The following is a 24,355-nucleotide window of genomic DNA, read 5'->3' on the forward strand; positions in this document are numbered from 1 at the left end:
AGACATCCTGTCTGCGGGGGTTCATATTCCCTTCAATCAATCCTTTCCATTTCATCCATACTTACACTCCTCACTTCAGTGAGCAATCGCTGCTGCTTGCTGCTGATAACCCTGTTCCGTACATGTCACATCCTTGCACCCACACTTCCATACATCGTCCACCTGGTGACAGATATAGGCGAGAATGAGCGTCGGTTGTACTACCGAGCTCGTATCTACCTGAGCACCCGAGACAGTAAGCCTCGCACCACCCCGGCAGTAGTCACCCCACAGTTCACCCTCAGAGCATTCAACGGTGAGCGTTGTATCCACCCCCGTCTTGCTGTTGCGAACATGCACCGTCTTGTAGACAAGCACATTCGGGTCACCCTCCGTCCCGAATATCAGATCAAGCATATCGGGTTGGTTTGGAGAGCATATCGGGGAAATAACCAGACGATTCCCCGAAAACCAATCGAAGGGCGGTGAGTAGGGCTGCACACTCCATTTTTCCCACGTATCGGGAGTGATCAGCGGGCAAGCAATCGGAGCATTTGGATCTACGAGCGTTCCGTCCTCTATGTCATCGTTTTCCGGTTCGGAAATGGTAAACGATATTGAGGCAGTCATCACACTCCGATCAGACTGCGCTGTACGAAAGTCGTAGTCCACCTCTGCCGAGAACACATAGTCTCCCGGCATCGTCGGCATGACGAATGAAACTTCCTCCTGAGCCTCGTCATTGGTACGAAGATGATCATGTCTCGTTTGGTCGAAACCAATGACAATCGGATCGGGACCGTACTGCGGTCCTTGCACTCTCCACTCGGTATTCACCTTGTCGGAACCAAAGGGCGTGCCCGAATTCCGAATTCGCACATACGCCGTCACACCTTCTCCGGGTTGCGCTGCCGGGTTGGAAAACCACAGCTGCGATATGGAAAGATGCGGGTTTTCCGTCAGCGTAAAGACCTGCTCACCTTTCCAATTGTTCTTCTCGTTCGATTCAGGCTCCCTGTTGTCGGGGTCAATGTGCACCCCGAAGTTGAATGCGCCCGGATACCCGGACGGGTAATTGTCTCCGTGGATATCAACGCAGTGCCTCGTAGTTGCTTTGGCTGTCCGTACCTTGCTGAGGTACTTCGCTGGAATCATTTCGGATCCAACCGGATCGGGATGCTTGTCTTCTCGATTGCCTTTCGAGACATAGAAAGTGATTTTCACATCTCTCGATACATCCTTGTTTCCGGCATTCTTACTCTCGGCAACCATACACACCGTGTCGCCAAAGCCAATGGTATTCCATACATGACCACTGCTTCGCTCCGTCCAGAGCTTGGTCACGACGAGATCGGATTGTTTCCCGCTCGCATTGTTCCCTGTGATGGGAGCAAAGGTCTCGGCAGGATCCGCCTCGGCATAGCTGCCCAGGTCAATTGCCTTGTCTCCGTTCATACCGGGACCGTCAGTCAGGATAACCACCCGCTTATTTGTTCCCTTGATCTCATAGACTTCACCCGCATTGTGCACCACGAGATCTCGCTGAACCGATGGATCGGCAGCAAGCGCCGCTGGCGTTTGGACAAGACTGAAGAGCGAATCCAATCTGGAAAACAAGAAACTCAACCACGATGACCACCATGGAGCCTTCTCCACGCTAACGATATCGCTAACCTTTACGACTCCACCATTGTCCCTAGCGCTTTGTAGTGTGGACTCGATGGCTTTCTCGATTCCGGGACATGCCTCACTCTGACTCACTTCTTTCGTCACCCAGTAGTCACTCCTCAATCCATCAACAATCTTGAAGCGAGCATTCGCCGTAGCACAGAGGTCGGAACCTTGGTAGATATAGTCACCTCCTCGGTAAAAATCTTGTGTGCCTTTGGGGATGAGGGTGGCGGGGTGAATAGAATTTTGAAACGGATGAACAGTGCATAACGGGTCATTCCTGTCTGGATGATCAGAAATCAGCACTCGTCCAAAATGTTTTGGTGGGATGGTTATGCACTCATCCTTTGTATCCCACACCGTCTCATGAACATGATCACCTCCGATATAATACCCTACCTTGCCAACAGGCTTCCCTGCTTTCACTAAGATATTTTTTCCAGAAATATCCTGCCGAAAACAACCTCCTTTTTCGCTCCTCTTTATTTGCTCCACACCATTTGAATCCTTTCCAAATCGCTCGTAAAAATCTTCCCATTGCATATGAGCAGAAAGAGAAGCAAATGGCCTGCCATCATCCGTGTAATGACGAAACACAACACCGACATTTCCAGAGCCCCACCCATTACATGAGATATAGCTAATGATACCATCAGCCACCATCAGCACCTCATAATTAAGAGGTGCTATTACATCAACAGATAGATGATCCCACAGTCCATCGCCAAGATAATCTTTCTCCATGTAGTCACCACCGACACTAAATTTAGATGTTCCGGTGGGGTAGTAGAGTCCATTCAGAGTTTGGTCAGCCGCGTGAACTACATTCAACAGTAATCCTTCGCCTATCAGAAAGAACAAACTCAACATTCTCTTCATCGCAAAGATACCTCATGTCGTATTTTTAAAGAGCTCTTATCTCAAAGAACTCACATGTAGGAGTAAACCAACAAAACGTTAAGTCACGCCCTACAGATTTCACGCAAATTTATAACGTGAAATCTGTAGAACACTACTTTAGAAATGCCATCCTCGTAAGAATCCATGGGTACAGTGTAGCCAATTCCGACGGATAAAAATTTTCGCCTGATTCAAATGTCCCATCTAATTCAGAGGAAACAAGATAATATTTATTCCCATAAAATATGTATGCTAACACATTGCCAAATCCATAAGATACAATAGTATCATAACCATCAACTCTCGTGTGCCACACCTTATTTTCAGGAGTTTTTATTCGACGAGAGAGAATATCATGAAATCTCGATGCTTGCAGATTTTCCCTGTCTGAAAAAGAAATCCGTATCGGACAAACAGATGTCTCTTCAACAAAGTACTTTCTTTCCTTTTCCTGCAAACAAACCCCTTCACCATCCGCCTTTCCGCTCCAATCTTCTGGTATCTTCACCTCAAATCCTAATTCTTCGTCTCGATAGGTCTGCCAAGTGGAGGTATCAACCGGTGCAAAAGTATACTCCCCATCAATGAGATCTTTAACGCTTTCAATCTCACTTTGAGAGGTGCTCCGTTGAGAATTAGATTGTTCCAAAGAAGAAATTTTATCCTGAACAGACTGAGTCGTTTTCTGATTTCGGAAAACACACCACGCACCGACAATGGTGGCGATGAGAATTGCTGAAATGATACCGAAAAGCACGTACTTGTTTGGGAGTTTCATAAATGTGTGAATTACTATAGTTTATGTACGTATTTTTGTCAAATGTAAAAATGTACTCTCACTACAAAACGGCGGTTTCGACGTCGCTCATGCGGCGGCGGAAGGATTCGAAGACTTGGGGACCGCGAGGATGCGGGAGGAAGACGAGTGCCTCATCGGTCGCCTCAATGATGCCTTCGGATGTATTCGTTTTTGGATTCGCGGCAATTTTCTGCTTCTGAAGTCGGCGAAGCAGAGACTCAAAACCAATGCCTACCAAAAGTATTTCCCCTATCGTCCTCGACAGTCGCGCCCAGAAAGTGTCCGGGAGAAGCGCGCTGTGAGGGAGTCGCGCGCTTTCAAAATGCGGACGGAACCGGCGTATCCATCCGTTTGAGCGTTGGAATTTCCGAAAAACAGACTCGCCGAAAAATGGAATAATGAAAAAGTACTCGCTCGATGAAAAAAGATCCTTGAGTCGAATCTCGAGTGAATGCGTCGTCACCCAGAAATTGAGACAGGCTCGACGCGCAATATGTCTGCCGTGCCGACGCAATCCGAAGAGATGAAGCAGTGCCGTCACCGTCGCGCGCCCCGTCCAGATAGAGCCACTTCGAAGCACAATAAAGAAATCCCAGTCACTTCCGCGATCGGCGTTCTTCATGGAAAGACTCCCCGTCAACCCCACCATGCGCACAAAAGGAAAGAATCGCATAATGCTCGCAATTTTCCGCGCGCCTCGGATATTCCGATCGGCGATTTTCTGCCGCTCAAGGCGCGTCGCGATGAGGCGTTCCCGCCCGCGCAAGAACACAAACCCATACTCTCGTCCCAAGCGCTTCCGCAAATAACTTCCATTGAGAGTCTCCCTCACTTCGCGAAACGACACTTGCTCCATCGTCATTCCCTCACCATCGGACATCAAGAGGAATTTCCACACCTCAAATTCCGTAAGCGGATAGTCAAACGCATCATAGTACGCAACCGTCTCGAGAAGAGCGCGATGAAGAGAGGTCATAGTATGAGAAACATCACAAATACTTCCCCGTCAAGCTGCGTTTGCATTTCTTGAGATCGGTAGGCGTCCCCGCAAAGACAATTTCACCGCCAGCAGCACCCCCTTCGGGTCCCAGATCGATTACCCAGTCACTATGGCGGATCACTTCAGAATTATGCTCAACAACAAGCACGGTGTTTCCTTTATCGACAAGTGCGTCGAGGATAAGGAGGAGTCGACGAATGTCCTCGAAGTGGAGACCGATAGTCGGTTCATCGAGAATATACAGCGTCTTGCCAGTTGCCTTCCGCGCGAGCTCGGTCGCAAGCTTGATACGTTGTGCTTCGCCACCCGAAAGATTGGTCGCGCTCTGTCCCAAAACAAGATAGCCCAGCCCCACTTCATCAAGCGCACGGAGCTTTTCCTCGACTGCCGACTGGTCAAAGAAAAACGCGCGTGCCTCGGTCACCGTCATATCGAGCACCTCGGACACGTTCATACCGCGATACTCGATTGCAAGTGTCCGCTCATTGTAGCGTGTCCCACCACAGGTCTCGCACGGCACATACATATCCGGCAAGAGATACATTTCAATCTTCCGCATACCACTTCCCTGACAGACTTCGCATCGCCCGCCACGCATATTGAAGCTGAAATGACTCGCCGAAAACCCTGCCTTCTCCGCTTCTGCCGTCGCGGCAAAAAGATCCCGAATCGGCGTCCATGCACCCGTATAGGTGACCGCGTTCGAGCGTGGCGTCCGCCCGATTGCTTCCTGGTTAACGACAATCGCCTTATCGATATGTTCCATACCGCGAATCGCTCGGTGCTTCCCAATCGAAGCGCGAGCACCATGAAACTCTCTGAGGAGCGCTCTCCCGAGAATATCCGTAATAAGCGTCGACTTCCCCGACCCGGACACGCCGGATACGACAACGAATGTCTCAAGTGGAATATGCATGTCAACATTTTTGAGATTGTGTTCTGTTGCGCCGATCACTGAAAGCATTTTTTTGGATTTTCGGAAAGATTTCTTCGTCGATACACTGCGTCGACCGGAAAGATACGCACCCGTCTCCGTCTTGGATTGCCACAAAGCCTTTGGTGTCCCAGAGAACAGCACCTCCCCGCCCTCGCGCCCAGCGCCAGGTCCCATATCAACCACCCAATCCGCTGCATGCATAATTGCCGGGTCATGCTCCACGACCACCAAAGAATTGTCTTGTCCTTGAAGCGCACGAAGCGTATCAATGAGACGTTCCGTATCGCGGTTGTGAAGCCCGATTGACGGCTCATCGAGAATATAGAGTATACCGGACAATTCCGACTTCATCTGTGTCGCGAGCTTGATACGCTGAGCTTCCCCACCCGAGAGTGTCTCGGCACTTCGAGAGAGTTCCAAATAGCCAAGTCCGACCTGCCGCACCGCACCGAGTCGCTCCGTCGCTTCCCGCAAAAGCGGCGCCGTCATCCGATTTCCCTTGGCAAGAGACGCTTCTGCCAAAAGACCCAGAAGGTACTGCTCCAACTGATCGACCGGCATATCAGACAGCTGATCAATTGACTTCCCATCGAACAATACCGAAAGTGCCTCCGGACGCAAACGTTTCCCTTTGCATGATGGGCACGGCGATGATGACATGAATTTCTCGATGCTCGAGCGGATATGATCAGACTTTGTCTCGCGATATTTTTTCTCGAGAATCGGAATTACCCCGGGGAAAAATGGTTTCTTCGAACGACGCTCGCCAGACTCGCCAAAGAGCACTTCATTGAAATCGGCTTTCTTGAGTTTCGATACTGGCACATCAAGCGCAATGTGTCGCCGCCCGGCAAATGCACGCAACAATTCAAAGCTCCCATTGCCAGACTCGCGCTTCCCGTTTCCATTGCCATGCCCGGCACTCTCGAGCGTACCCGCATCGTCGTCATCATCTTCGCATCCATTCGACGGCGACGCACACGGTGTCCGACTCCACGGACGAATCGCCCCCTCGAGAAACGAGAGTTTCTTGTTTGGAAGTACCAAATCCGCATCAAGCTCGAGCTTCTTCCCAAGACCGGCGCAGGCCTTGCAGGCACCCTCGGGATTATTGAACGAAAACGTATGCGGTGTGATATCCGTGATGCCCGTGCCACATGATGCGCAGAGATATTCGCGACTATAGTGACGCTCCTCCGATCCATTCACCACCACCGTGAGCGTTCCATGCCCCAACTTAAACGCCGTTTCAATCGAATCAAGCACCCGCTCGACATCCGGACGCTTTGCATTGAGCGTTATGCGGTCGATCACAACATCCATCTCAGAAAGCAACATATCGGAAGCGTGTGGCGTCGCTTCGGATATGAGCATGATTTGATTATGAAAACGCACGCGCGCATAGCCCGCTTGGAGTAGTATTTGAAGCGCCTCTTTCTCTGTCTTCTTGCGCGTCTGTTCCATTTTGGTCAGAAACATCGTCCGCGTCCCATCGGGAAAGTCGAGAATCTCTCGCAAAATATCCTGCGACTCTCGTCGGTCAAGACGCTTCCCACACATGGGACAGTGCGGCGCACCCGCCTTGGCAAAGAGCACGCGAATATAGTCATACGCTTCCGTGAGCGTCCCCACTGTCGATCGCGGCGAGCGCGTGATACTCTTCTGATCGATAGATATCGATGGACTCAGGTTGGAGATAAAGTCCACGTCCGGCCGATCAAGAGCCTCCATGAAATGCCGCGCATACGACGAGACCGACTCCATGTACCGACGATTCGCCTCCGCATGAATAGTATCGAAGGCAAGCGACGATTTCCCCGACCCCGACAACCCCGTAATCACCACAAATTTCTCACGCGGAATATCCACGTCCACTCCTTTCAAATTGTTTACGCGCGCACCCCGAATCTCGATTACCGCGCGTTTGGACTTCTTCTTCACTCCCGAGTCGACTCGTGCCACAGCAGTTTTTGGCATAGCGGAACAGGTATAAAAAACGATGCATTGCCACCCATTGTACCGCAATTTTCCGCAATTGTCACTTTTGCGGGAGTATTCGCATTCCACCGGACACAAATCACCAACATCGTGGCAAAACACAGATTTGTGCGATATACTGTATCTTGAAAGCAAGTGTGCTCGATATCGAGCAGAGATTCCCTCTTTATTTCTCCATGTTTATGACATCACTCTTTAGCGATCTCACAGAAGAAGACAAATCCAAAGCAGTCAAAGATCTCATTCACGAGTCAATGCCGCGACCATCGTTTTTCCTCCTCATTGGACTCTCCGTACTCATGGCGACCTTCGGTCTCGCGCTCAACAACTCCGCCGTCGTCATCGGCAGTATGCTTATCGCACCCATTCTTTCTCCGATTCTCTCCCTCTCTCTCGGTATCGTCATGTCCGACAGCTCACTCCTCATGCGATCCGTCCGCACACTCTTCCTCTCATCCGCGCTCGGCGTGGGACTCGCCGCTGTCTCAACACTCTTTCTCTCGAATCCCTTCGGCGCAGAAGTCATGAGTCGCACCCTCCCCTCGCTCATCTATTTCTCCATCGCATTCGTCGCCGGATTCGCCGTCGCCTTCGCTCGCGTCAATCCCACCATGAGCGACACCATCCCCGGTATCGCTGTCTCCGTCTCCCTCATTCCGCCACTTGCCGTCATCGGCATGGGAATCGCCCGACTCAACTGGGCTATCACAAGCGGCGCCTTTCTCCTCTTCCTCACCAATATCGTCGGCATTGTCTTCGCCACCATGATTGTCTTCTCTCTCATGAACTTCTACATCAAGCGCTCCGTCGCGACCGCCACCCTCCAAGAAGAAATACGTACTCAACAACTCGAAACCAAAGAAAAAGACGAGGAATAGCAGTCTCCCTATTTCCAAAGAAAAAACAGGGGGTAAAACAAACTATTTTTCCGAGAAATAGGAGGGGGCTTGGAAAGGACTGTGGATAGTCCTTTAAGCCGCCCTCTTTTTGTTTCCAAATTCCCGACTATCTGAAAACAGATTTTGTCCTACCATTTTTGAGCACGTCGCCTTCAAACATACACAGACATTCGCAAGGTTTCTGCTTAAGAATAACTCTTTGTTCATCTAAGGTATCAATAAACACGCTCTGGCTACTAGAACCAATAGCAAATTGCTTATTAAGCGGGGTGTGATGCTTGTATCCGCGACGATCAAATTCTTTTACAAGCGCTTCGTGTCTCAAGTAGAGTGCCTTTTCTTTGCCAACCCAGCGCAAAGTCTCCGGATGTCTAGAATATCCACCCTTGCCTTTATGCTTGGTCAGAATATTCCAAAGTCCATGGAGTTCTCTATGCTCCGCGAGCAAGTGCTTCCGACACAAATGTTTCGGATGTATATCCCATACACGCATACCATTATTTCTTTGGAAACATTGGAATAAATACGCTCACCCTTCTCTTATATTCGGCAAATTCCTGGTTCTCAGCCATTTTTTTCTCAAGCATTGGAATGCCAGATACCTTCAAAATTAAAAAGGTAATCGTGATCGGTCCAACAATACCAAGCAAACCATTTGGAACAGAGAGGGCGATGAACCACAAACCCCACCACTGCGCTACTTCACCAAAATAATTCGGGTGGCGAGTGTATGCCCAAAGTCCTTTTTGCATCAACTTTCCCTTATTTTCTGGATTTTTAATAAATTGTGCCAACTGTGCATCACCCACGGATTCAAAATAAAATCCAAAAAGCCACACGGCAACACCAAGTATATCGAGTATACCTAGTGCTGTTCCCGCACTCTTGTTTATAAGCAATACCGGCAGAACAATGAGAAATAAAAGTAGACCTTGCAAAAGATACACTTGCGCATACGAACGCAGGTAAAACCATGTGCCCCATTCTTTACGCCACGCAAGATACCGATAATCCTCCGCCTTACCCTTGTTTCGATTGTAAATATGCCACGCGAGGCGCAATCCCCAAATACTTACCAATACGCCCACCAAGACTCCCTGTATTCCGAAATCACCCGAAAGGAAAAAGGATGTCCATGTCATAAGCACAAACCCCAAGCCCCACGCTACATCAGCCACATCATTTCTCTTTTTGACGAGAGACACCACAAACCATAGGCTCATGTATACAAACAATACCAAAATGATGTTTAGGTAATAATTCATAAACCAGTTTTAATCGCGATGAAATAGGTTATGGTTGATACAGAAGCTGCAAGCACTGCCCCCCACACCAAATCCACCATTGTCACCAGAAGTGGCCAATCTTTCGCAACTGCCAAATTCGTTAGGTCATAGGTAGCATAGCAAACTAAGCCAAACAAAGCGCCGAAAAGAAGCGCGTGAGTCCATGATCCTTTCTCAATCGCTGGTGTAATAATAAAAACTACAAGACCAACGATAAATAAGAGATAAAAAAGAATTGCCGCTGTCCAATTCACATCTGGTTTCAAGAGCGAACCAATTTGTTTGGCATAAAATCCTTTGGCAACCACTCCAAGCCAAAGCATATCAATAGCAAGGAATACCGGTAATGCAATTGCGTATAGTTTTATAAACATAAAATGTAAGAAATTAGTTACTCATTTCCACCAACACTTCGTTGCGATTCATCCACGGTGGTGTCCATGGCGCATTGTATCCGGCGTATGAAGCGCCCTGTTGTACCACGACTCCGTCACGAGCAAGGAGTGAGAGTAATTTTTCTTGCATACTTTTTATTCTCGCATCCGACCGATACCAAGAAAACTTCATCACCGCGTATTTCTTTTCTGGAATCATTACGATCTTAACTCTCGAATCATTTGGTGTCGGCAGTGTTTCTAGGGTATACGAGCGTGGCATACCAAAAGATATCGTCTGCGAGTCTCCCTCCCCCGTCACCATAACGGGCGCGGTCATAGCGATGTTTTCCGAAACATTCTTCACTCCTTCTTTTTGTGCTACCACCGGCGCGGTCATGGCAATGCTTTCTTTCTTGGCATTCCCGCCAAAAATATATCCCGCCACAATTCTAAAACCATTAGCCATCGATTCTCCATAGGAACCACGCACTGTCGTCTGAGCGACAATATGCGCCGGATATTGTCGCACTTCATAACCACTCATCTTCTTCACCACCGTATAGTCGGCCTGTTCGACACGAGAACCAAAAAATCCCCAAATAGACCAGAGCACGACAATGACGACCAGAGCGATGAGGACACTATTCATAATTCTATTTATTGAGATACGTTATAGTTAATTGTAAACAAGTGGCAAAGGTGCCCCAGAGAAGATACGGGATGTTGACATAGACTACCCAACGGAGTTCAGGTACATTGTGCCAAACTGTATAGAATGCCCAGATAAGGGTACCAACAACGAACAAGATATCCACTGCCGCTAGTAGGTTATTTTTGAGTCCGAATTGAATTGGCGTGAAAGCAAAATTAAAAAGTAAATTGAGTGCAAAAGGCAAAGCCACAACCCAAGGAATCTGCTTGGTGAACACCCTATAAAAAACAGTGCCAAAGGAGACGGCAATAATCGCATACAAAACTGTCCACACTGGTCCAAAGAGCCAGCTCGGCGGAGCCCATGTTGGTTTTATTAATTGTGAATACCAGTTGTATGTATTCATAGAGTTATTATTTTAATAGTCTACTTATGCAACCAGGTAGGTGTCTTTCTCTCATGCGACAGAAAAGATACACCCACTAAAGACTAAGAAGCCGGAAAAGAAGATGAAGATGGGGCTCCATGTGATCGCGATACCCCAAAGAAGCAATGCCATTCCGATGATGAGTAAAATTATGCGCCCGTCCGTCACTCTCCTCATCGCGCACACAATCCATTACCAGTGTACTCGAAATTGCCAAAGAAAGCATCCACTCCACTATTCATCGTTCGTTTTCACTGAGAGGAATTCATAGATCGCTTCACTGCAGCTTCAAGTTCTTCGGGAACATCCGTTCCTATGCGATAGACTTTTCCATTTTTCAGAGTTATCTCAACCGCATCAAAACCCGAAACATTGTATATCCACATTTTGGGCCACAGCCACAATCGTATTCCCCATCCATAATACCAACGATTCTTTACCGATCTGACTGAAGCTATCTGATCCAGCGCAAACTTCTTGGAAAAAATTCCGCAACCAAATTTGATCCGAAGAAAATTTTCATCAATCAAGACTGTTAGCGTGACAAACGATGCAAGCACAAACAGAATAAACACCATTACAGCAGAAATGGCGAAATTTGGACCAGAGTCAACTGAAGGAGGCTCAGCCAAAGCCGAAATATAAACCCTCACAAAGAGCCCCAGCACGGCCAACAGAACAACCAACATCAGATATCCAATTTGCGTGTGTTTGTATGGAGTCATAGATTTTGATTCCAACCGGTGATGGAGATTTCTCAATACCACAGGCTTGATACAGAAAGAGTAAGATGAAATAAGAGCGAACTTGCTTAATGTTCAATTGAAAGATTTAACAACATTTTTTCATTACATTCTCGCTTTCACATATCCACAGCGAGCTTGTCTCACACCATAGCCACACACTTCAGGGTAGTGCGCATAACAGTGTTTCTCTCTGGATAAATTAAATCTTTAAAGGTTTTTGCATTTGAGTAACGAAAAATAATATTTCGAGCGACTTCTGGCGACCCGTTTCCACGCCAACAAGATCTATGATCCCGTCCATTCTTCCTCGCATTCAGCACAACGGTTATTTCCAGTATGCTCAAACATGTCGGTAAAGCCGTTTGGCTGATACATCCTCTCCTTATCACTCCAAAAAAACTCGTCATCAATAAGTGTTTCAACGAACTTGCGCTCTGCCCCACAATGTTGGCACGCATGTTTTGGGTATTTTTTTGTTTCACTCTTCATGCCCAGATCTTTGATCGAATCTATTCTTATGTCAAGCGATATTTTCCATCCCCCACAAACTCGAGATACCCCTTATCCCGTAAAAATTGTAACTGCTGTCTTACTTTTGGCTTAATATTCTTGTTTTCAGGGTGAATTACAGATAAATCACTCTCAAAAGCATACACTTCTTGCAATGTAAATTCTTTTTTATTAATTGAATCAACGCAATTCATAATATCCAAAATCCAACCCTTAGCATCAGTTTTTTTAACTTTTTTCAGAAATACGGTCTTTTGCCATTTTTCCAAAACATCTTTTTTGGCAAGCTCTTTCCCGTTTTCGATATAGAAAATTTGTCCTGCTTTTGGTATTTTAGAGAATAAAATATTTGAACCAATCCAACCAGCTCGCCTTGCGTTTTCTGCTAGAGGTTTTCGTTTTTCGATAATTTCAGAAACAAAAAAATGCTTTGGAATAACAAAAAAATCATTAACGCTTAACATCTCCAAAAGATAGTTCATGAAAAAGAAATTTGGTTTTCCATTGGAGTTAATCCTCTCTACCATTTTTGAGTAAGCGCCTGCAGATACCTTTTTTCCAAACTTTCTCTGTTTTGATTTAAGTTCAAAGTCTTCCATGCATTTCACACAATAAAAATCAGCAACAGGCCTGTTATTTTGATATTCAAAAATTGATTCGCCGCAACTTGGACAATAAATTTCTCGCAAAACCCAGCCCTCACTCAAAACTCGGATTTTTTGAGAGGAGCTGGTATAGTTCGCTATTAAATTTTCATCAAAAGTCAGCTTCATGTGTTTCCAAATTTTAGCTACTGTCCGATATTTTCGGACACTTCAGAGTAGCCCTCTTTTATAAGTTTTTTCTTGAGGTCGCTCCAATATTTTCGGGGGCGCGCGGTATCTGTTAAAACCTCGATAACATCAATTATAGAAAACCACCATTCATTTTTATAAAGAATCTTTCGAACTTCCTTTTTCTGAAATATCACTATCTTGGTACTTGTTTGATTTTGCGTGGTCATAATTATTTCAAAAGTTCGTTAATCGGAACACCTAGAGCCTTGGCCAGATTCGCAATAGTCGAAAGCGTCGGATTTGTCTTCCCATTCTCAATGTTGCTAATAAAAGATTTATCAACAGCGAGTTGTCTGGCAATCTCGGTCTGAGTAGTATTTTTCCTTGTTCTGATTTCCTTGAGATTTTCTCCAAGCTTTTTCGAGTAGTCTTCCATAAAAAGAATATATCACACTTGTTGTATTTTACTACAACAATATAACTTTTTGCAAATACAATTTGGGAGCAAGAAAAGGCCGGAAAACGGGCTCACTATTATGCAATAAAGTTCGAGATTCAGAGGTTTTCAAAAATGCAAAAGTTCTTTCTGGGGACGAAAGAAGAGGTCAGTATCCCAGGTATCGATATTCAAGGGTATGCCAAGTACCTTCTCCGAAGAGGAACAAACGAGGAGAAGCGAGAAATACTCGGTTGTTTAAAAAGTCGGATCTATCCCACTCAGAAGAAGATTACTCTAGAAAGGTAACCAAAGATCAAGGCAAGTAAAAAGCACGGAAATCCCGTGCTTTTTACTTTGTAACCGACCAATATTGCAGGTAAGCATCTCATGCTACCTGCTGACTGCGGAGAGGCAGGGATTCGAACCCTGGAAGGGGTTTCCCCCTTAACACATTAGCAGTGTGCTGCTTTCAGCCGCTCAGCCACCTCTCCAAATTCTCTGGTAACGATTTTTCAAACAACTTGCCTCTCGGAAATCCACCAACCCCTCTGAAGATGCACACAAACCAGGTGCAAGGAGGCACAAGGCGTGCATAGGAGCAGTGTATCACTGCCAAACGCCCTCTGGCAAGGCGAGAATGCACATGTCAGCCCGCAAGCCCCACCTCTTGCACAAAGATGAGAAGCATGCTACACTTGCGCCAGTAGTAAGTTTTCTCTCAATGGGTTTCTAGCGAAATCCCGCTTCGGTGGGATGTTCTAAGGGCGAGATATTCGAGCTTTTAGGGAAAGCGGGAGCAGAGAAAGGAGAAGGTCGACTTACTCGCGTTACTCTTACCTATAGGATTAGAATCTCTATGGCACAGAAGCTCTACGTCGGAAACCTCTCATATGGCACCACGGATGACAGCCTCCGAGAAGCATTCTCGGAAGCAGGATCCGTCACGTCAGCGAGCGTCATTACCGATCGCGCTACTGGTCGTTCAAAAGGCTTCGGCTTTGTTGAAATGGCTAGTGATGCAGATGCCGAAAAGGCGATCTCCATGTGGAACGGAAAGGATCTCGATGGTCGTACCCTCGTTGTAAACGAGGCTCGCCCATTCGAACCCCGCCCGCGCCAAGGTGGAAATGATGGCGGTTACGGCGGTGGCAACAAGCGGGACTGGTAATTCTCTCCTGACAGTTGTTCTCCAAAAGACTCCCCGAGCAATCGGGGAGTCTTTATTTTTCCTCTTTCTCTAGAATTTCATTTTCATTGCACTCCGCCAGCTTCAGTGCACTGTCACGGGCGTGCCGATATCCGTCCAGGTATAGACGCGTTCGGCAGGACCGACGCCGAGACGGACACAACCATGTGAGACGGGTGTCCCGAGATGATTCGCGCCCTCTTTGTACCCGCCCGGCCACTCAGGGAGCTCATGAATACCATATTTCCCACTCGCAACAAGCGCCATCCAATACGGCATATAGAGACCATACGACTTGGACCAGGCGCGCGGCGCCTTGTTGTGGATAGTATAGTCCCCTTTCGGCGTATCCATACCCCGCTTGCCGGACGATACCATATAGGCGTCCAGCACTTTCCCATCTTCGAATATCGTCATAACTTGAGTCTCCGTATTGATATCGATATACTTTCCCGTTATCACTGTGGGCACAGTGTAGCGTTTTGCATTGAGGAGTCGCGTCGGGAAATCCGCCGCCATGACAGAGGGCGCAGGTGGAAGCGTCGCAAAGCTTCCCGTATACGCCGTTTCAAATGAGGCATCCGACGACTCTCGATTCCGCACGCGAACCACGAGCGAATACGTCACACCCGACTGAACATTGTTCGGAAGAATGCGAAACTCCTGCTTATCTGAATCAATACCATACACCACTGCCTTTTCTCCATTGAATGAAAAATCAAGAAACGAGTCCTTTGCTGATCGGTCAAGACGAACGACAACCGGATCTTCCGCCCCGAGGAGCACATCTTGCGCGCCATCCTCCGGAGAAACCGACATGACGACCGGAGGCGACCAGGTTTCGAAAGAAAGCGTTGTCGCTGGAATCGTTCCAAGCCATACAGTTTTCCCCGCTGGGAGTGAAAGCGCATACCGAGTTCCCGATACCCAAAATGTTGCCGGCTTAATGAGAAGTTTTCGATTTTCATCCTTCCATTCAAAAACAACCGGAATATCCGGCGTCAGGTGAACGCCCTCTGTAAATCCATCCGTATCAACCGAAGAAGGAAAGGTAACGCCAAGAGTGCTCTCAGGCTTCACGTCTGCAATTATGGTATCAAATGACGGTCGCGCTTCAAGAATGCGAGCATAGGCACGAAATCCATAGACACCTGCTGACATCAAGAAAAGCCCGATAATAAAAAGAGGCAATATGCCCCATCGCACACCTCGCTTCCCGCTCTTTTTTGATTGTTGTTTTCTCGACAAAAAATTGAAGGTCATACAAATACGGAAATACGCGTTGTAATCAAAATGCCTTTCGACTTCTCCTACCAACAGAAGTCATTCTGAGTATATCAGAATGACTTCCGAAAGGACTCTCCCCTCTACATTTGTGACATATCTGTTCCGCACACCCGGCAACCCTTCTTGTGCATTGTAACTTCATAGAGGGCTGCGACACCTACCAATACATAGATGAGTCGCGACACCGGCGCATCCATCCCGCCAAAGAGAAAATCTCCGATATCCGAACCAAACACCCCAACAAGCAACCAATTGATTCCCCCAACAATGAGGAGAATGAAGGCTGCCATATGCATCATCTTCATACGCATGTGCGTAAATAATTATGCCATCGCTTTCTGCAAAAATTATACCACAAATATGAACGATGCGGGAGGTCTATGCACCACAAGCATCTCCCCCCAAAAGACTCTTAAAGCCCACAAAAGAAGTGCCACAAAACAAACTTCTCACACTGTTTTTCAAAGAAACAACCCTTCTTGATAGATTCTTATTGTTTCGGCTGATGAATAACCCGTTGCGGAAACGGAATTTCAATACCCTCTTTATCGAAGGCAATCTTGATTCGCTTGCGGAGTTCGCCCGTCACATCCCACTGCTTTATTGGTTGTGTGTCACCAAGAATTTTGATAACAATTGCCGAGTCGCCAAAGTCATCGACGCGAAGAAATTGTGGTGGTGCGATAATCATATCTTTCCAATTCGGGTCATTGGAAAGTTCCATACCAACGCGATTCACCACCGCAATGACATGCTCCAAATCGGCATTATAGGCGATACCTATATTGAGATTGACCCGCGAAAAATTTTTGGAAAGATTCGACACCTGCTTCACCTCGCCATGCGGCACATGATGGACGGTTCCATCCATATCGCGGAGCGTCGTCATACGAAGACTGATATCTTCAACCAAGCCACAGGTACTATCGAAACACACTACATCGCCAATCCGATACTGATTCTCCATGATAATGAACAACCCACTGATGAGATCGCGGATAAGGTACTGCCCGCCAAATCCAAACGCAAGTCCCGCTACTCCGGCTGCCGCAATAAGCGGCCCTACCGCAAAGCCCAGTTCTGAAAGTCCCATTAGCCCAACGAGCATCCACAGCAATATTTCAACCGACGTCGTAAAAATACGAATCAGCGTGTCCTCGCGCTTTCGCTCGGCCTCCTTACTCAGAAATCGACTTGGCACCACAAGCCTCCGCACAGATTTCTCGATAAATATTCCCGTAAACCGCTGAATAATCAGCGCTGAAACAACGATAGCTAGTACCTTAACCCCATGATCCAGAAACCACGGCGTCACATTCTCCACAAGAGATTGGATGAAATTTTGCATAGAAAAGAAATTTTCTTATAGAAAATAATGTGGCGGTGGGGGTGAGATTCGAACTCACGGTACCGTTTCCGGTACGGCAGTTTTCAAGACTGCTACCTTAAACCGCTCGGTCACCCCACCAAATACGACGCGCCGCAACACCAAAAAACTTCTTCCCTCCCCAGACTACCAAGAAAGAAACGGCTTGTAAAACATGCTATACTATATTCATCTTCAGTCTCATCTTCAAAAAAGCGTGACTTCCTATGGAACACGATTCTTCACAACTCATCTGGATGGCACCGGAATTCGATGAGTCGCCCATACACCAGCGAGCGCTCCTTATACTCCTCGTGGTTTTTCTTGCCATCATTATATATGCGCTAATCGAAAACAGTTCCATAATGGCAATGACCTTTGTACTCCTTGGAACTATCACCTTCCTCCACAGCCGGAAGCCTCCAAAAACACTCGACTGTGCTATCGCATCAGAAAGCGTTGTTGTCGAAAAAGAAGCGTACATGTTCGAAAATATTGAGTCATTTTGGATTATCTACGAAGAAGATGAGAAAAGTCTTTCCCTCAAAACACGCGGTTCACTCATTGCTTCCGTCCGCATCCCGCTCGGCACTATGAATCCAAACACCGTTCGAGATACGCTGCTCAAATACATCCGAGAAGTCCGATACGAGCCGACACTGGTTGACACCCTCTCTCGTTTCCTGCATATTTAAACGAGGTTGCGCGCTCGTAGCTCAGTGGATAGAGCGTCTGGTTGCGGTCCAGAAGGTCGCAGGTTCGATTCCTGCCGAGCGCACTATCGACAAATCATCAAGGGAGAAGCAAGAAAAAGACAGGCAAGTCGCCTGTCTTTTTCTCTTGCAAAGAAGCTACATGAGACTACGCACCGCTCCAGAAGCTCATCATAATGCCGAGATCACGGGTGTTTACCACATTATCAGCATTCACATCGGAGGCAAATCCCGACCCTGTCTTCAGCCAGTCAACAACCAATGCTGTAAAATCGGCGATAGAATAGGTCTTAACCTGAGTATTTGCGGAAACAACCGTCGACTGCGCCGACTCTCCAAATCCACTATACGCTGTCACAGCATAAACATATGCTCCGGATGAGAGTCCGGTATCAGAATAGGTGGTTGTTGTTGCATTTGTTGTTCCGATTTTCGTTGTCGGCGTGCAACTAGCACCACTACATCGGTAGATATTGTATCCCGAAAGCCATCCGTCCGTCACCGCATCCCATGACAGGTTAATCTGTGTTGCTGAAGGAGATGATGCAACAAGATTCTGCGGCACTGGCGGTGCACCTGATGGCGGTGGAGGTGGAGGTGGAAGCGCAGCGAACACTGATGGAATAAAAGATAATGCTGCAATCGAGAGGACTCCAAGGAGCACGCTTCTAAATGCTCGCCTCCCCCTCTTCTTAAAGATGCTCGATTTTCGCTTCATAAGATTCTGCGATGGATGAATTAAGACTTGCTTCAAAAGGCACTCGCTAGAGAAAATTACCGAACGCGGATAAGAATAGTCTTCGATGTGCTATTGCCGACATCGTCATACACTTTGAGTTCGAACATGTGAATACCGACTGGTGTATTCGCTGGAATATTGAAAGATTTACTCTTTGTCGTCTTCCAGTATCCAAGGAATTGATAGCGATAATGGTCAATATCCTTGTTGTCTACGGCATCCCACCATACTTTTTCACCACGCGCCTTGGAGAGGAACAGAGGGAGATCGGTAATCTCCGGATCCTTATCATCTACGAAAATGGTATAAGTGGCCGATTTATCAATCTCATTTCCATTCATATCAAGGTATCGGATGGAGTATCGGAATGATCCGTTCTCTTTTTCCGTCACCTTAATCGACCAGTCTCCATTACCGTTCACACTGGTTTTATCCTTCAATTTTCCTTCACGATAAACCTCAACCTTCCCATTCTTTATATCATCATCTGACCCCTTGAAAGAGAGTCTCGAATCATTTGTCATAATCTTATCGCGCTTTCCAAACTTCGTTTTTTCACCGACTACCTCAATAGAATCTCGCGAGAACTTTCCGCGATCATTTGAAGAAACATCGACCGTGCAGGACTGCTCAATGTCTGGATTGCCACCCGAGCACCCACTGGGAATCCCTACTGAATCACGACTTTGCTTCCCTCCCAAGCATGACCCCCATTCACCATAGGAGAAGCTCGAGCAAACCACTGTCGGAGGTGTATAGGTGCAACTCTGGCTCGAGGACGGCGGAGTACCACCGGAGCACCCTGCCGGGACACCGGACACCGTACGAATCTGCGTATTATCTACCTGGCAATCACCCCACGAAGACGTCGTAAAACTGGTACACGTTGTATCTCCCCCGGTATAGGTACAGCTCTGCGTCGATGCTGGTGGAGTACCGCCGGAGCATCCAGCTGGGACGCCCGTCACCGTCTGTGTCTGTGTGCCATTCGGCTGGCACTCTCCCCATCCTGACTCCGTAAAGCTCGTACAGGTTGGCGGCGTATAGGTACACGACTGTGTTGTCACTGCTGCCACACCACCCGAACAAACATCTGGAACAGTCGAGACAACCGTTTGCGTCTGCGTACCATCGGGCTGGCACGCGCCCCATCCGGAATAGACATAATCAGTGCACGCTGGCGCACCAACAAGTGCCCGAATACCAGAGACGCTCGCGAGCAAATCATTGCCATTTGCCCCTTCCTCAATCACATCTGAATCAGTTGAATTATCTGCTCCCACATAAGTAAACCGGATATTATTCGTCGAGGAAGATACCGATCGAAGCGCTTTGAACGTTAAAGTTGCCAAAAGACCGGCATTGTTCCGAACACCCGGCGCCGGCTTGGCAAGTGTCAAAGAAATCGTCCCACCAGCCGTATCATTGTCTACGATTTGACAGGGATTTCCCTGATAGACACAGCTATTACTGACGCCAAATATAGATCCACTCGTATCCCATCCGGTCAGCTGGAAATCCGCCGGGTCATAGGTCACAATAGCGCGCGTCGCCACCACATCAACACCACCCGTATCCAACACCAAATCTACAGAGAACGTATCGTCTTGCGCAACATTGACCGTTGTCCCGTCACCCGATGCATCCGGCGACGTCATAGAAAGCGTCGCCGTTCCACTTGCCTTGGAGAGACTCTCGATTTCCAGTGACACACTCCATACAAATGATACAAAGGCGCCGGACACAAACGCAAGCATGAAAAGCCCTTGCCATGTCTTTACACGTGCACGCGACACAAAAACCCATGACTTCCCGAGAAGCGGGAGGGTATCGTTTGCAACACTATCAATATGCCGATTCATGGTCCCACCTGTTTGAAGTGGATCTTTTTTTTGTTTTTCTTCAGCCATAGTGCTGCAAAAAGATATTTAAAATTATGGGTATTGCTAATTTCGAATAGGTATTAGATACTGGAGTCATAACCCATAACTCCACGATCTATGCCCTGTCCCAAATGTGCCTCCGAACGCTTCACAAAGAACGGTTTTCTGAAACAACGCCAACGGTATCTCTGCCAAGAATGCGGGTACACCTACTCAACACCTCACGGTCACGGTAAACCCAAAGAAATGAAGCGTCAGGCACTTCGGCTGTATCTCGAGGGAATGGGATTTCGGGGTATCGGACGGATTCTCGGAGTAAGCAATGTGGCGGTTTTGAAGTGGATGAATCTTGCCGCCGATCGTTTGCGGATGCATCTTCAACGGGAAATGCCGAAACAATCGAAGAAAATATCGGTGATGGAATGGGATGAGTTGTGGCATTTTGTTCGAAAAAAAAGTCAAAACTCTGGATCTGGCTGGCAGTGGATAGAGAAACAATGGCCATAGTTGATTTTGCGGTAGGAAGCCGAGGAGCGAGTACTGGAAAAAAGCTCTGGAAGAAGATACGGCATTTGGATTGTTCGCTTCATACGTCGGATTATTGGGAAGCCTATCGGAAGTTTTTGCCACAGGATAAGCATATCACTTCAAAAGCGGAAACGTTTTCAGTTGAAGGAATGAATAATCTGCTCCGGCATTTCATCGCTCGTTTCAAAAGAAGGACGCATTGCTATTCGAAGAGTGTAGTCATGGTGCTGAAGACGCTTTTGCTCTTTCAGTATCGGGAAATGGTGGTTTCTATTTTAAGTTAGCAATACCAAATTATGATCTCCGTAAAAAATAATCTCAAGAAAGTGCCCGAGATGGTAGCCTTCACGATACTGGAAAATCAAATGACTTCAATACATCTGCAATTGCCACTATACCTACCATAATATCATCACTACTCGTCACTGGGAAGACACTGAGCCCTGTTTCTTTGAATTTCCCAATAAGTTCCTGAACCGACATACTTTCTAGCACTACCTGGCATGGCGAACTCATGATATCCTTTGCTTTTGCTTGCATAAGACGATCCACCATTTCTCGCCGACTCCCATTCATCTCACTCGCAACACGCATCTTCCGCATGAAATCTATATATGAGGGGAGATAGATATTCGACGAATCTTTCGTGAAAAAGTCCGTCTCCGTAATAATACCAACTATTTTCCCTCCATCAAGCACCGGAACGCCATGAATGCGATTCTCAGTAAGAATCGACGCCACCTTCTGCAAAGGTTCATTCGGTTCAACAGAAATAACCGAAACGGTCATAATATCCCTCACAACAGAATCACTCATACGTGCAAGAAAATATATAGAAAATATTCCTTCAGAGGAAGTACTCACAGTATAAACTATTCTCTCTCCATTCGCAAAATCGAATGTAAAGTACCCGTGTCAATATGCGAGACAAATACTCCTCTCCGCCTTTACAATCAAACAAAAAAACGCTCTATTGGAAGTATGACATCCTATCAAACTCCCATCACTGCCCTTCCGACGATTAAGAAAACATTCGTCCAGAAATTCGCGACACTCGGGATATACACCGTTCGCGACCTCCTCTTCCATATCCCTTCACGATACGAAGACTTCTCGCAAATAAAGAAAATCACCGAGGCGATCGAGGAAGAAAAGACAACCTTTGAAGGAACGGTTGCGCCCTTCCGAGAAAAGAAAACGTGGAAGCGACAGATGACGATATTTGAAACTGACCTGACTGACGAATCGGGAACCATTCGCCTCGTCTGGTTCAATCAGAAGCTCATTGCAAACAGCCTCGTGCCGGGCACACGGATTCGCGTCTCCGGCAAAGTCTCGAGCGACCGCGATGGACTCGTCATGGTTTCACCCGCCTTCGAGCGCGCCAATCGTCGCCCGACACACACCGCACGCCTCGTCCCCATCTATCCAGAAACGTATGGTCTGACGTCAAAATTCATTCGCTGGCAAATCGAAAGTCTCTTCGAAAAGAAAATTGGTGTACCGGATCCACTTCCAGAAACACTCACTGACAAGCTCCATCTCCCGACACTACCTCGTGCCCTCCGCATGATTCACTTCCCCACATCCATCAATGAGGTGGAGATCGCTCGCAAGCGACTCGCCTTCGACGATATGTTCCTCGCACAACTCAAAAGCCTCGAGCTCAAATCACTCTGGAAACAATCTGCCGCCGTTTCTTTCCCAATGGACATCACGTTCACTGAACGTAACGCTTCACTTTTCCCTTTCCCCCTCACCAACGCGCAGAACAAAGCTCTCGAAGAAATCCTCCTCGACCTCGATCGCACCATGCCGATGAATCGCCTTGTGAATGGCGACGTCGGCTCCGGCAAGACCGCTATTGCGGCACTCGCTGGACTTCGCGTCGTGCAAGGCGGATTCCAAGTAGCACTCCTTGCGCCGACAGAAGTACTTGCCCGACAACATTTCGAAACATTTTCCACACTCTTCGCCCAATCGTCATTTCAAGTTGCCCTCCTCACACGCTCTTCGCAAATACTTGCAGCTGAAACCGTCGCCAAAGAAACACTCAAAAATGCCATCCGGAGCGGACTCGCGAGCATCGTTATCGGCACGCACGCCCTGCTTCAAGAAGATGTGTCATTCAAAAATCTCGCACTCGTCATCGTAGACGAACAGCACCGTTTCGGCGTCTCCCAGCGCGCCGCTCTGCAAGAAGCGACACGACATTCGGCAGACGGTCTCCCCGCCACGACGCCACACCTCCTCACACTGACAGCGACTCCCATACCACGCACGCTCGCCATCACTTTCCTTGGCAATCTCGATATCTCCGTACTCGACGAAATGCCAAAGCATCGCATCCCCATTACAACCAAAATCGCCGCATCGCGCGATGCGAGAGAAACCGTTTTCCGATTTGCAAGACAAGAAATAAAGAAAGGTCGACAAGTCTTCATCATCCTGCCACTCGTCGAAGAATCCGCTGCTCTCTCCGAAGTCAAAGCTGCCAAAACCGAACACGAGAAGCTCTCCGCAAAAGTATTCCCCGAATTTTCTGTCGGACTCCTCTACGGAAAAATGAAATCTTCTGACAAAGAAAAAGTCATGCGCGATTTCAAAGATGGAAAAATACACGTGCTCGTCTCAACCTCCGTCGTCGAAGTGGGCGTCGACGTGCCCAATGCCACCGTCATGATTATCGAAAACGCCGACCGATTCGGACTCTCTCAGCTCCACCAATTCCGCGGTCGTGTCGGACGCGGTGCTCACCCATCTTACTGCTTCCTCCTCCCTGGAAAAAACGGCGCCAACAATGACCGTCTCGATGCCCTCGTCGAGAGCAACAATGGCTTTTTCCTCGCAGAGAAAGACCTCGAAATACGTGGTCCAGGCGCATTCTTCGGACTCCGACAGTCTGGCATCCCCGATATTGCAATGAGTCATCTCGGCAATGCCCGCCTCATAAAAATCGCCCAAGAAGAGGCCTCATCACTCCTCCTTGCTGACCCCTCCCTCGAACAGCACCCTCATCTCCGCAAAGCCCTCGCAGAAATGACCGAAAACGTACATTTGGAATAACCGATAAAATCTACACGTATAAAAAGACCTGATTCCTCGTCATTCCCGTCCCGCCAGGGCGAGAAGAATCCAAATACCACTTGCTCAATATAACCGATTTACAAACAAACCCTGTATTATGCCCCCTGAAAGCTGGTGGAACCTAGACACGCCCGCCCTCGCGAGTGTGACGAGTGAGGAGTTTTGGCTTA

Annotated in this window: 27 protein-coding genes and 3 tRNA genes; 7 read left to right on the top strand and 23 right to left on the bottom strand. The window is 47.7% G+C overall.

What is annotated here, in order from left to right:
* Positions 1 to 75 precede the first annotated feature (75 nt).
* The 4 genes from IPJ67_03410 to uvrA all read right to left on the bottom strand — a co-directional run bounded on the left by IPJ67_03410 (position 76) and on the right by uvrA (position 7,263).
* Positions 76 to 2,481 carry a hypothetical protein gene (locus IPJ67_03410; protein QQR77169.1) on the bottom strand — a complete coding sequence of 802 codons (2,406 nt, stop codon included), beginning with the start codon at positions 2,479 to 2,481 and terminating at the stop codon, positions 76 to 78.
* A 181-nt stretch (positions 2,482 to 2,662) separates the two neighbouring features.
* On the bottom strand, positions 2,663 to 3,328 hold the full coding sequence (locus IPJ67_03415) for a hypothetical protein (GenBank protein QQR77170.1): 666 nt from the start codon (positions 3,326 to 3,328) through the stop codon (positions 2,663 to 2,665).
* Positions 3,329 to 3,389: 61 nt separating this feature from the next.
* Positions 3,390 to 4,325: a hypothetical protein gene (locus tag IPJ67_03420; GenBank protein QQR77171.1), complete on the bottom strand. Its 936-nt coding sequence runs from the start codon at positions 4,323 to 4,325 to the stop codon at positions 3,390 to 3,392.
* 13 nt (positions 4,326 to 4,338) lie between these two features.
* Entirely contained in the window at positions 4,339 to 7,263 is a 2,925-nt protein-coding gene (gene uvrA, locus IPJ67_03425) for an excinuclease ABC subunit UvrA (protein QQR77172.1), read from the bottom strand.
* 197 nt (positions 7,264 to 7,460) lie between these two features.
* On the opposite strand from uvrA, the gene IPJ67_03430 reads away from it, so the two are divergent.
* Positions 7,461 to 8,162, top strand: a complete 702-nt coding sequence (locus tag IPJ67_03430; GenBank protein ID QQR77173.1) for a DUF389 domain-containing protein — start codon at positions 7,461 to 7,463, stop codon at positions 8,160 to 8,162.
* Positions 8,163 to 8,289: 127 nt separating this feature from the next.
* Here the strand turns inward: IPJ67_03430 and IPJ67_03435 are convergent, their stop codons facing one another.
* The 12 genes from IPJ67_03435 to IPJ67_03490 form a co-directional block, all read right to left on the bottom strand.
* Positions 8,290 to 8,676 (bottom strand): pyrimidine dimer DNA glycosylase, encoded by a 387-nt coding sequence (locus IPJ67_03435; protein QQR77174.1) that lies wholly within the window; start codon positions 8,674 to 8,676, stop codon positions 8,290 to 8,292.
* 4 nt (positions 8,677 to 8,680) lie between these two features.
* Complete coding sequence (locus tag IPJ67_03440; protein ID QQR77175.1) at positions 8,681 to 9,448, bottom strand: DUF1295 domain-containing protein; 768 nt, start codon at positions 9,446 to 9,448, stop codon at positions 8,681 to 8,683.
* Positions 9,445 to 9,843 (bottom strand): DUF2177 family protein, encoded by a 399-nt coding sequence (locus IPJ67_03445; protein ID QQR77176.1) that lies wholly within the window; start codon positions 9,841 to 9,843, stop codon positions 9,445 to 9,447. Before IPJ67_03445 ends, IPJ67_03440 begins: the two co-directional genes overlap by 4 nt.
* 13 nt (positions 9,844 to 9,856) lie before the next feature.
* Positions 9,857 to 10,495: a heme-binding protein gene (locus IPJ67_03450; GenBank protein ID QQR77177.1), complete on the bottom strand. Its 639-nt coding sequence runs from the start codon at positions 10,493 to 10,495 to the stop codon at positions 9,857 to 9,859.
* Between the two features lie 4 nt (positions 10,496 to 10,499).
* On the bottom strand, positions 10,500 to 10,904 hold the full coding sequence (locus tag IPJ67_03455) for a tryptophan-rich sensory protein (protein ID QQR77178.1): 405 nt from the start codon (positions 10,902 to 10,904) through the stop codon (positions 10,500 to 10,502).
* Between the two features lie 76 nt (positions 10,905 to 10,980).
* Positions 10,981 to 11,151: a hypothetical protein gene (locus IPJ67_03460; protein QQR77179.1), complete on the bottom strand. Its 171-nt coding sequence runs from the start codon at positions 11,149 to 11,151 to the stop codon at positions 10,981 to 10,983.
* A 25-nt stretch (positions 11,152 to 11,176) separates the two neighbouring features.
* Complete coding sequence (locus IPJ67_03465) at positions 11,177 to 11,650, bottom strand: hypothetical protein (protein QQR77180.1); 474 nt, start codon at positions 11,648 to 11,650, stop codon at positions 11,177 to 11,179.
* 306 nt (positions 11,651 to 11,956) lie between these two features.
* Complete coding sequence (locus IPJ67_03470) at positions 11,957 to 12,160, bottom strand: hypothetical protein (GenBank protein ID QQR77181.1); 204 nt, start codon at positions 12,158 to 12,160, stop codon at positions 11,957 to 11,959.
* 26 nt (positions 12,161 to 12,186) lie between these two features.
* The gene (locus IPJ67_03475; protein QQR77182.1) at positions 12,187 to 12,954 is read right to left on the bottom strand and encodes a restriction endonuclease; all 768 of its coding nucleotides are present in this window, start codon (positions 12,952 to 12,954) and stop codon (positions 12,187 to 12,189) included.
* A gap of 17 nt (positions 12,955 to 12,971) precedes the next feature.
* Complete coding sequence (locus tag IPJ67_03480) at positions 12,972 to 13,184, bottom strand: hypothetical protein (protein ID QQR77183.1); 213 nt, start codon at positions 13,182 to 13,184, stop codon at positions 12,972 to 12,974.
* 2 nt (positions 13,185 to 13,186) lie between these two features.
* Positions 13,187 to 13,393 (bottom strand): helix-turn-helix transcriptional regulator, encoded by a 207-nt coding sequence (locus tag IPJ67_03485; protein ID QQR77184.1) that lies wholly within the window; start codon positions 13,391 to 13,393, stop codon positions 13,187 to 13,189.
* Between the two features lie 407 nt (positions 13,394 to 13,800).
* Positions 13,801 to 13,887: transfer RNA gene (locus IPJ67_03490), tRNA-Ser, on the bottom strand.
* Positions 13,888 to 14,252: 365 nt separating this feature from the next.
* Here IPJ67_03490 and IPJ67_03495 point away from each other — a divergent pair.
* Positions 14,253 to 14,564 (top strand): RNA-binding protein, encoded by a 312-nt coding sequence (locus IPJ67_03495; GenBank protein QQR77185.1) that lies wholly within the window; start codon positions 14,253 to 14,255, stop codon positions 14,562 to 14,564.
* Positions 14,565 to 14,666: 102 nt separating this feature from the next.
* Here the strand turns inward: IPJ67_03495 and IPJ67_03500 are convergent, their stop codons facing one another.
* The 4 genes from IPJ67_03500 to IPJ67_03515 form a co-directional block, all read right to left on the bottom strand.
* The gene (locus IPJ67_03500) at positions 14,667 to 15,845 is read right to left on the bottom strand and encodes a L,D-transpeptidase (GenBank protein ID QQR77186.1); all 1,179 of its coding nucleotides are present in this window, start codon (positions 15,843 to 15,845) and stop codon (positions 14,667 to 14,669) included.
* A 104-nt stretch (positions 15,846 to 15,949) separates the two neighbouring features.
* Positions 15,950 to 16,174 (bottom strand): DUF378 domain-containing protein, encoded by a 225-nt coding sequence (locus IPJ67_03505; GenBank protein ID QQR77187.1) that lies wholly within the window; start codon positions 16,172 to 16,174, stop codon positions 15,950 to 15,952.
* A gap of 185 nt (positions 16,175 to 16,359) precedes the next feature.
* Positions 16,360 to 17,217, bottom strand: a complete 858-nt coding sequence (locus IPJ67_03510) for a mechanosensitive ion channel family protein (GenBank protein ID QQR77188.1) — start codon at positions 17,215 to 17,217, stop codon at positions 16,360 to 16,362.
* A gap of 30 nt (positions 17,218 to 17,247) precedes the next feature.
* Positions 17,248 to 17,337, bottom strand: a tRNA-Ser gene (locus tag IPJ67_03515).
* Between the two features lie 125 nt (positions 17,338 to 17,462).
* On the opposite strand from IPJ67_03515, the gene IPJ67_03520 reads away from it, so the two are divergent.
* Both IPJ67_03520 and IPJ67_03525 read left to right on the top strand, forming a co-directional pair.
* The gene (locus IPJ67_03520; GenBank protein ID QQR77189.1) at positions 17,463 to 17,930 is read left to right on the top strand and encodes a hypothetical protein; all 468 of its coding nucleotides are present in this window, start codon (positions 17,463 to 17,465) and stop codon (positions 17,928 to 17,930) included.
* Between the two features lie 10 nt (positions 17,931 to 17,940).
* Positions 17,941 to 18,013 (top strand) — tRNA-Arg (locus IPJ67_03525).
* Between the two features lie 83 nt (positions 18,014 to 18,096).
* Here IPJ67_03525 and IPJ67_03530 read toward each other — a convergent pair.
* Both IPJ67_03530 and IPJ67_03535 read right to left on the bottom strand, forming a co-directional pair.
* Positions 18,097 to 18,666 (bottom strand): fibronectin type III domain-containing protein, encoded by a 570-nt coding sequence (locus IPJ67_03530; GenBank protein ID QQR77190.1) that lies wholly within the window; start codon positions 18,664 to 18,666, stop codon positions 18,097 to 18,099.
* A gap of 56 nt (positions 18,667 to 18,722) precedes the next feature.
* Positions 18,723 to 20,597: a hypothetical protein gene (locus IPJ67_03535; protein ID QQR77191.1), complete on the bottom strand. Its 1,875-nt coding sequence runs from the start codon at positions 20,595 to 20,597 to the stop codon at positions 18,723 to 18,725.
* Positions 20,598 to 20,687: 90 nt separating this feature from the next.
* Between IPJ67_03535 and IPJ67_03540 the strand changes: the two genes are divergently transcribed.
* Together IPJ67_03540 and IPJ67_03545 are read left to right on the top strand one after the other, a co-directional pair.
* Positions 20,688 to 21,077: an IS1 family transposase gene (locus IPJ67_03540; GenBank protein QQR77192.1), complete on the top strand. Its 390-nt coding sequence runs from the start codon at positions 20,688 to 20,690 to the stop codon at positions 21,075 to 21,077.
* The gene (locus tag IPJ67_03545) at positions 21,005 to 21,382 is read left to right on the top strand and encodes an IS1 family transposase (protein QQR77193.1); all 378 of its coding nucleotides are present in this window, start codon (positions 21,005 to 21,007) and stop codon (positions 21,380 to 21,382) included. The genes IPJ67_03540 and IPJ67_03545 overlap by 73 nt, the downstream gene beginning before the upstream one ends.
* Before the next feature lie 61 nt (positions 21,383 to 21,443).
* Here IPJ67_03545 and IPJ67_03550 read toward each other — a convergent pair whose 3' ends face one another.
* Positions 21,444 to 21,887 (bottom strand): CBS domain-containing protein, encoded by a 444-nt coding sequence (locus IPJ67_03550; protein QQR77194.1) that lies wholly within the window; start codon positions 21,885 to 21,887, stop codon positions 21,444 to 21,446.
* On the opposite strand from IPJ67_03550, the gene recG reads away from it, so the two are divergent.
* A complete protein-coding gene (gene recG, locus IPJ67_03555; protein ID QQR77195.1) occupies positions 21,807 to 24,164 on the top strand; it encodes an ATP-dependent DNA helicase RecG in 2,358 nt (785 codons plus the stop codon). The genes IPJ67_03550 and recG overlap by 81 nt on opposite strands.
* The last annotated feature ends 191 nt before the right edge of the window (positions 24,165 to 24,355 follow it).

Source organism: Candidatus Moraniibacteriota bacterium, assembly GCA_016699385.1.
Classification (GTDB): domain Bacteria; phylum Patescibacteriota; class Minisyncoccia; order Moranbacterales; family UBA1568.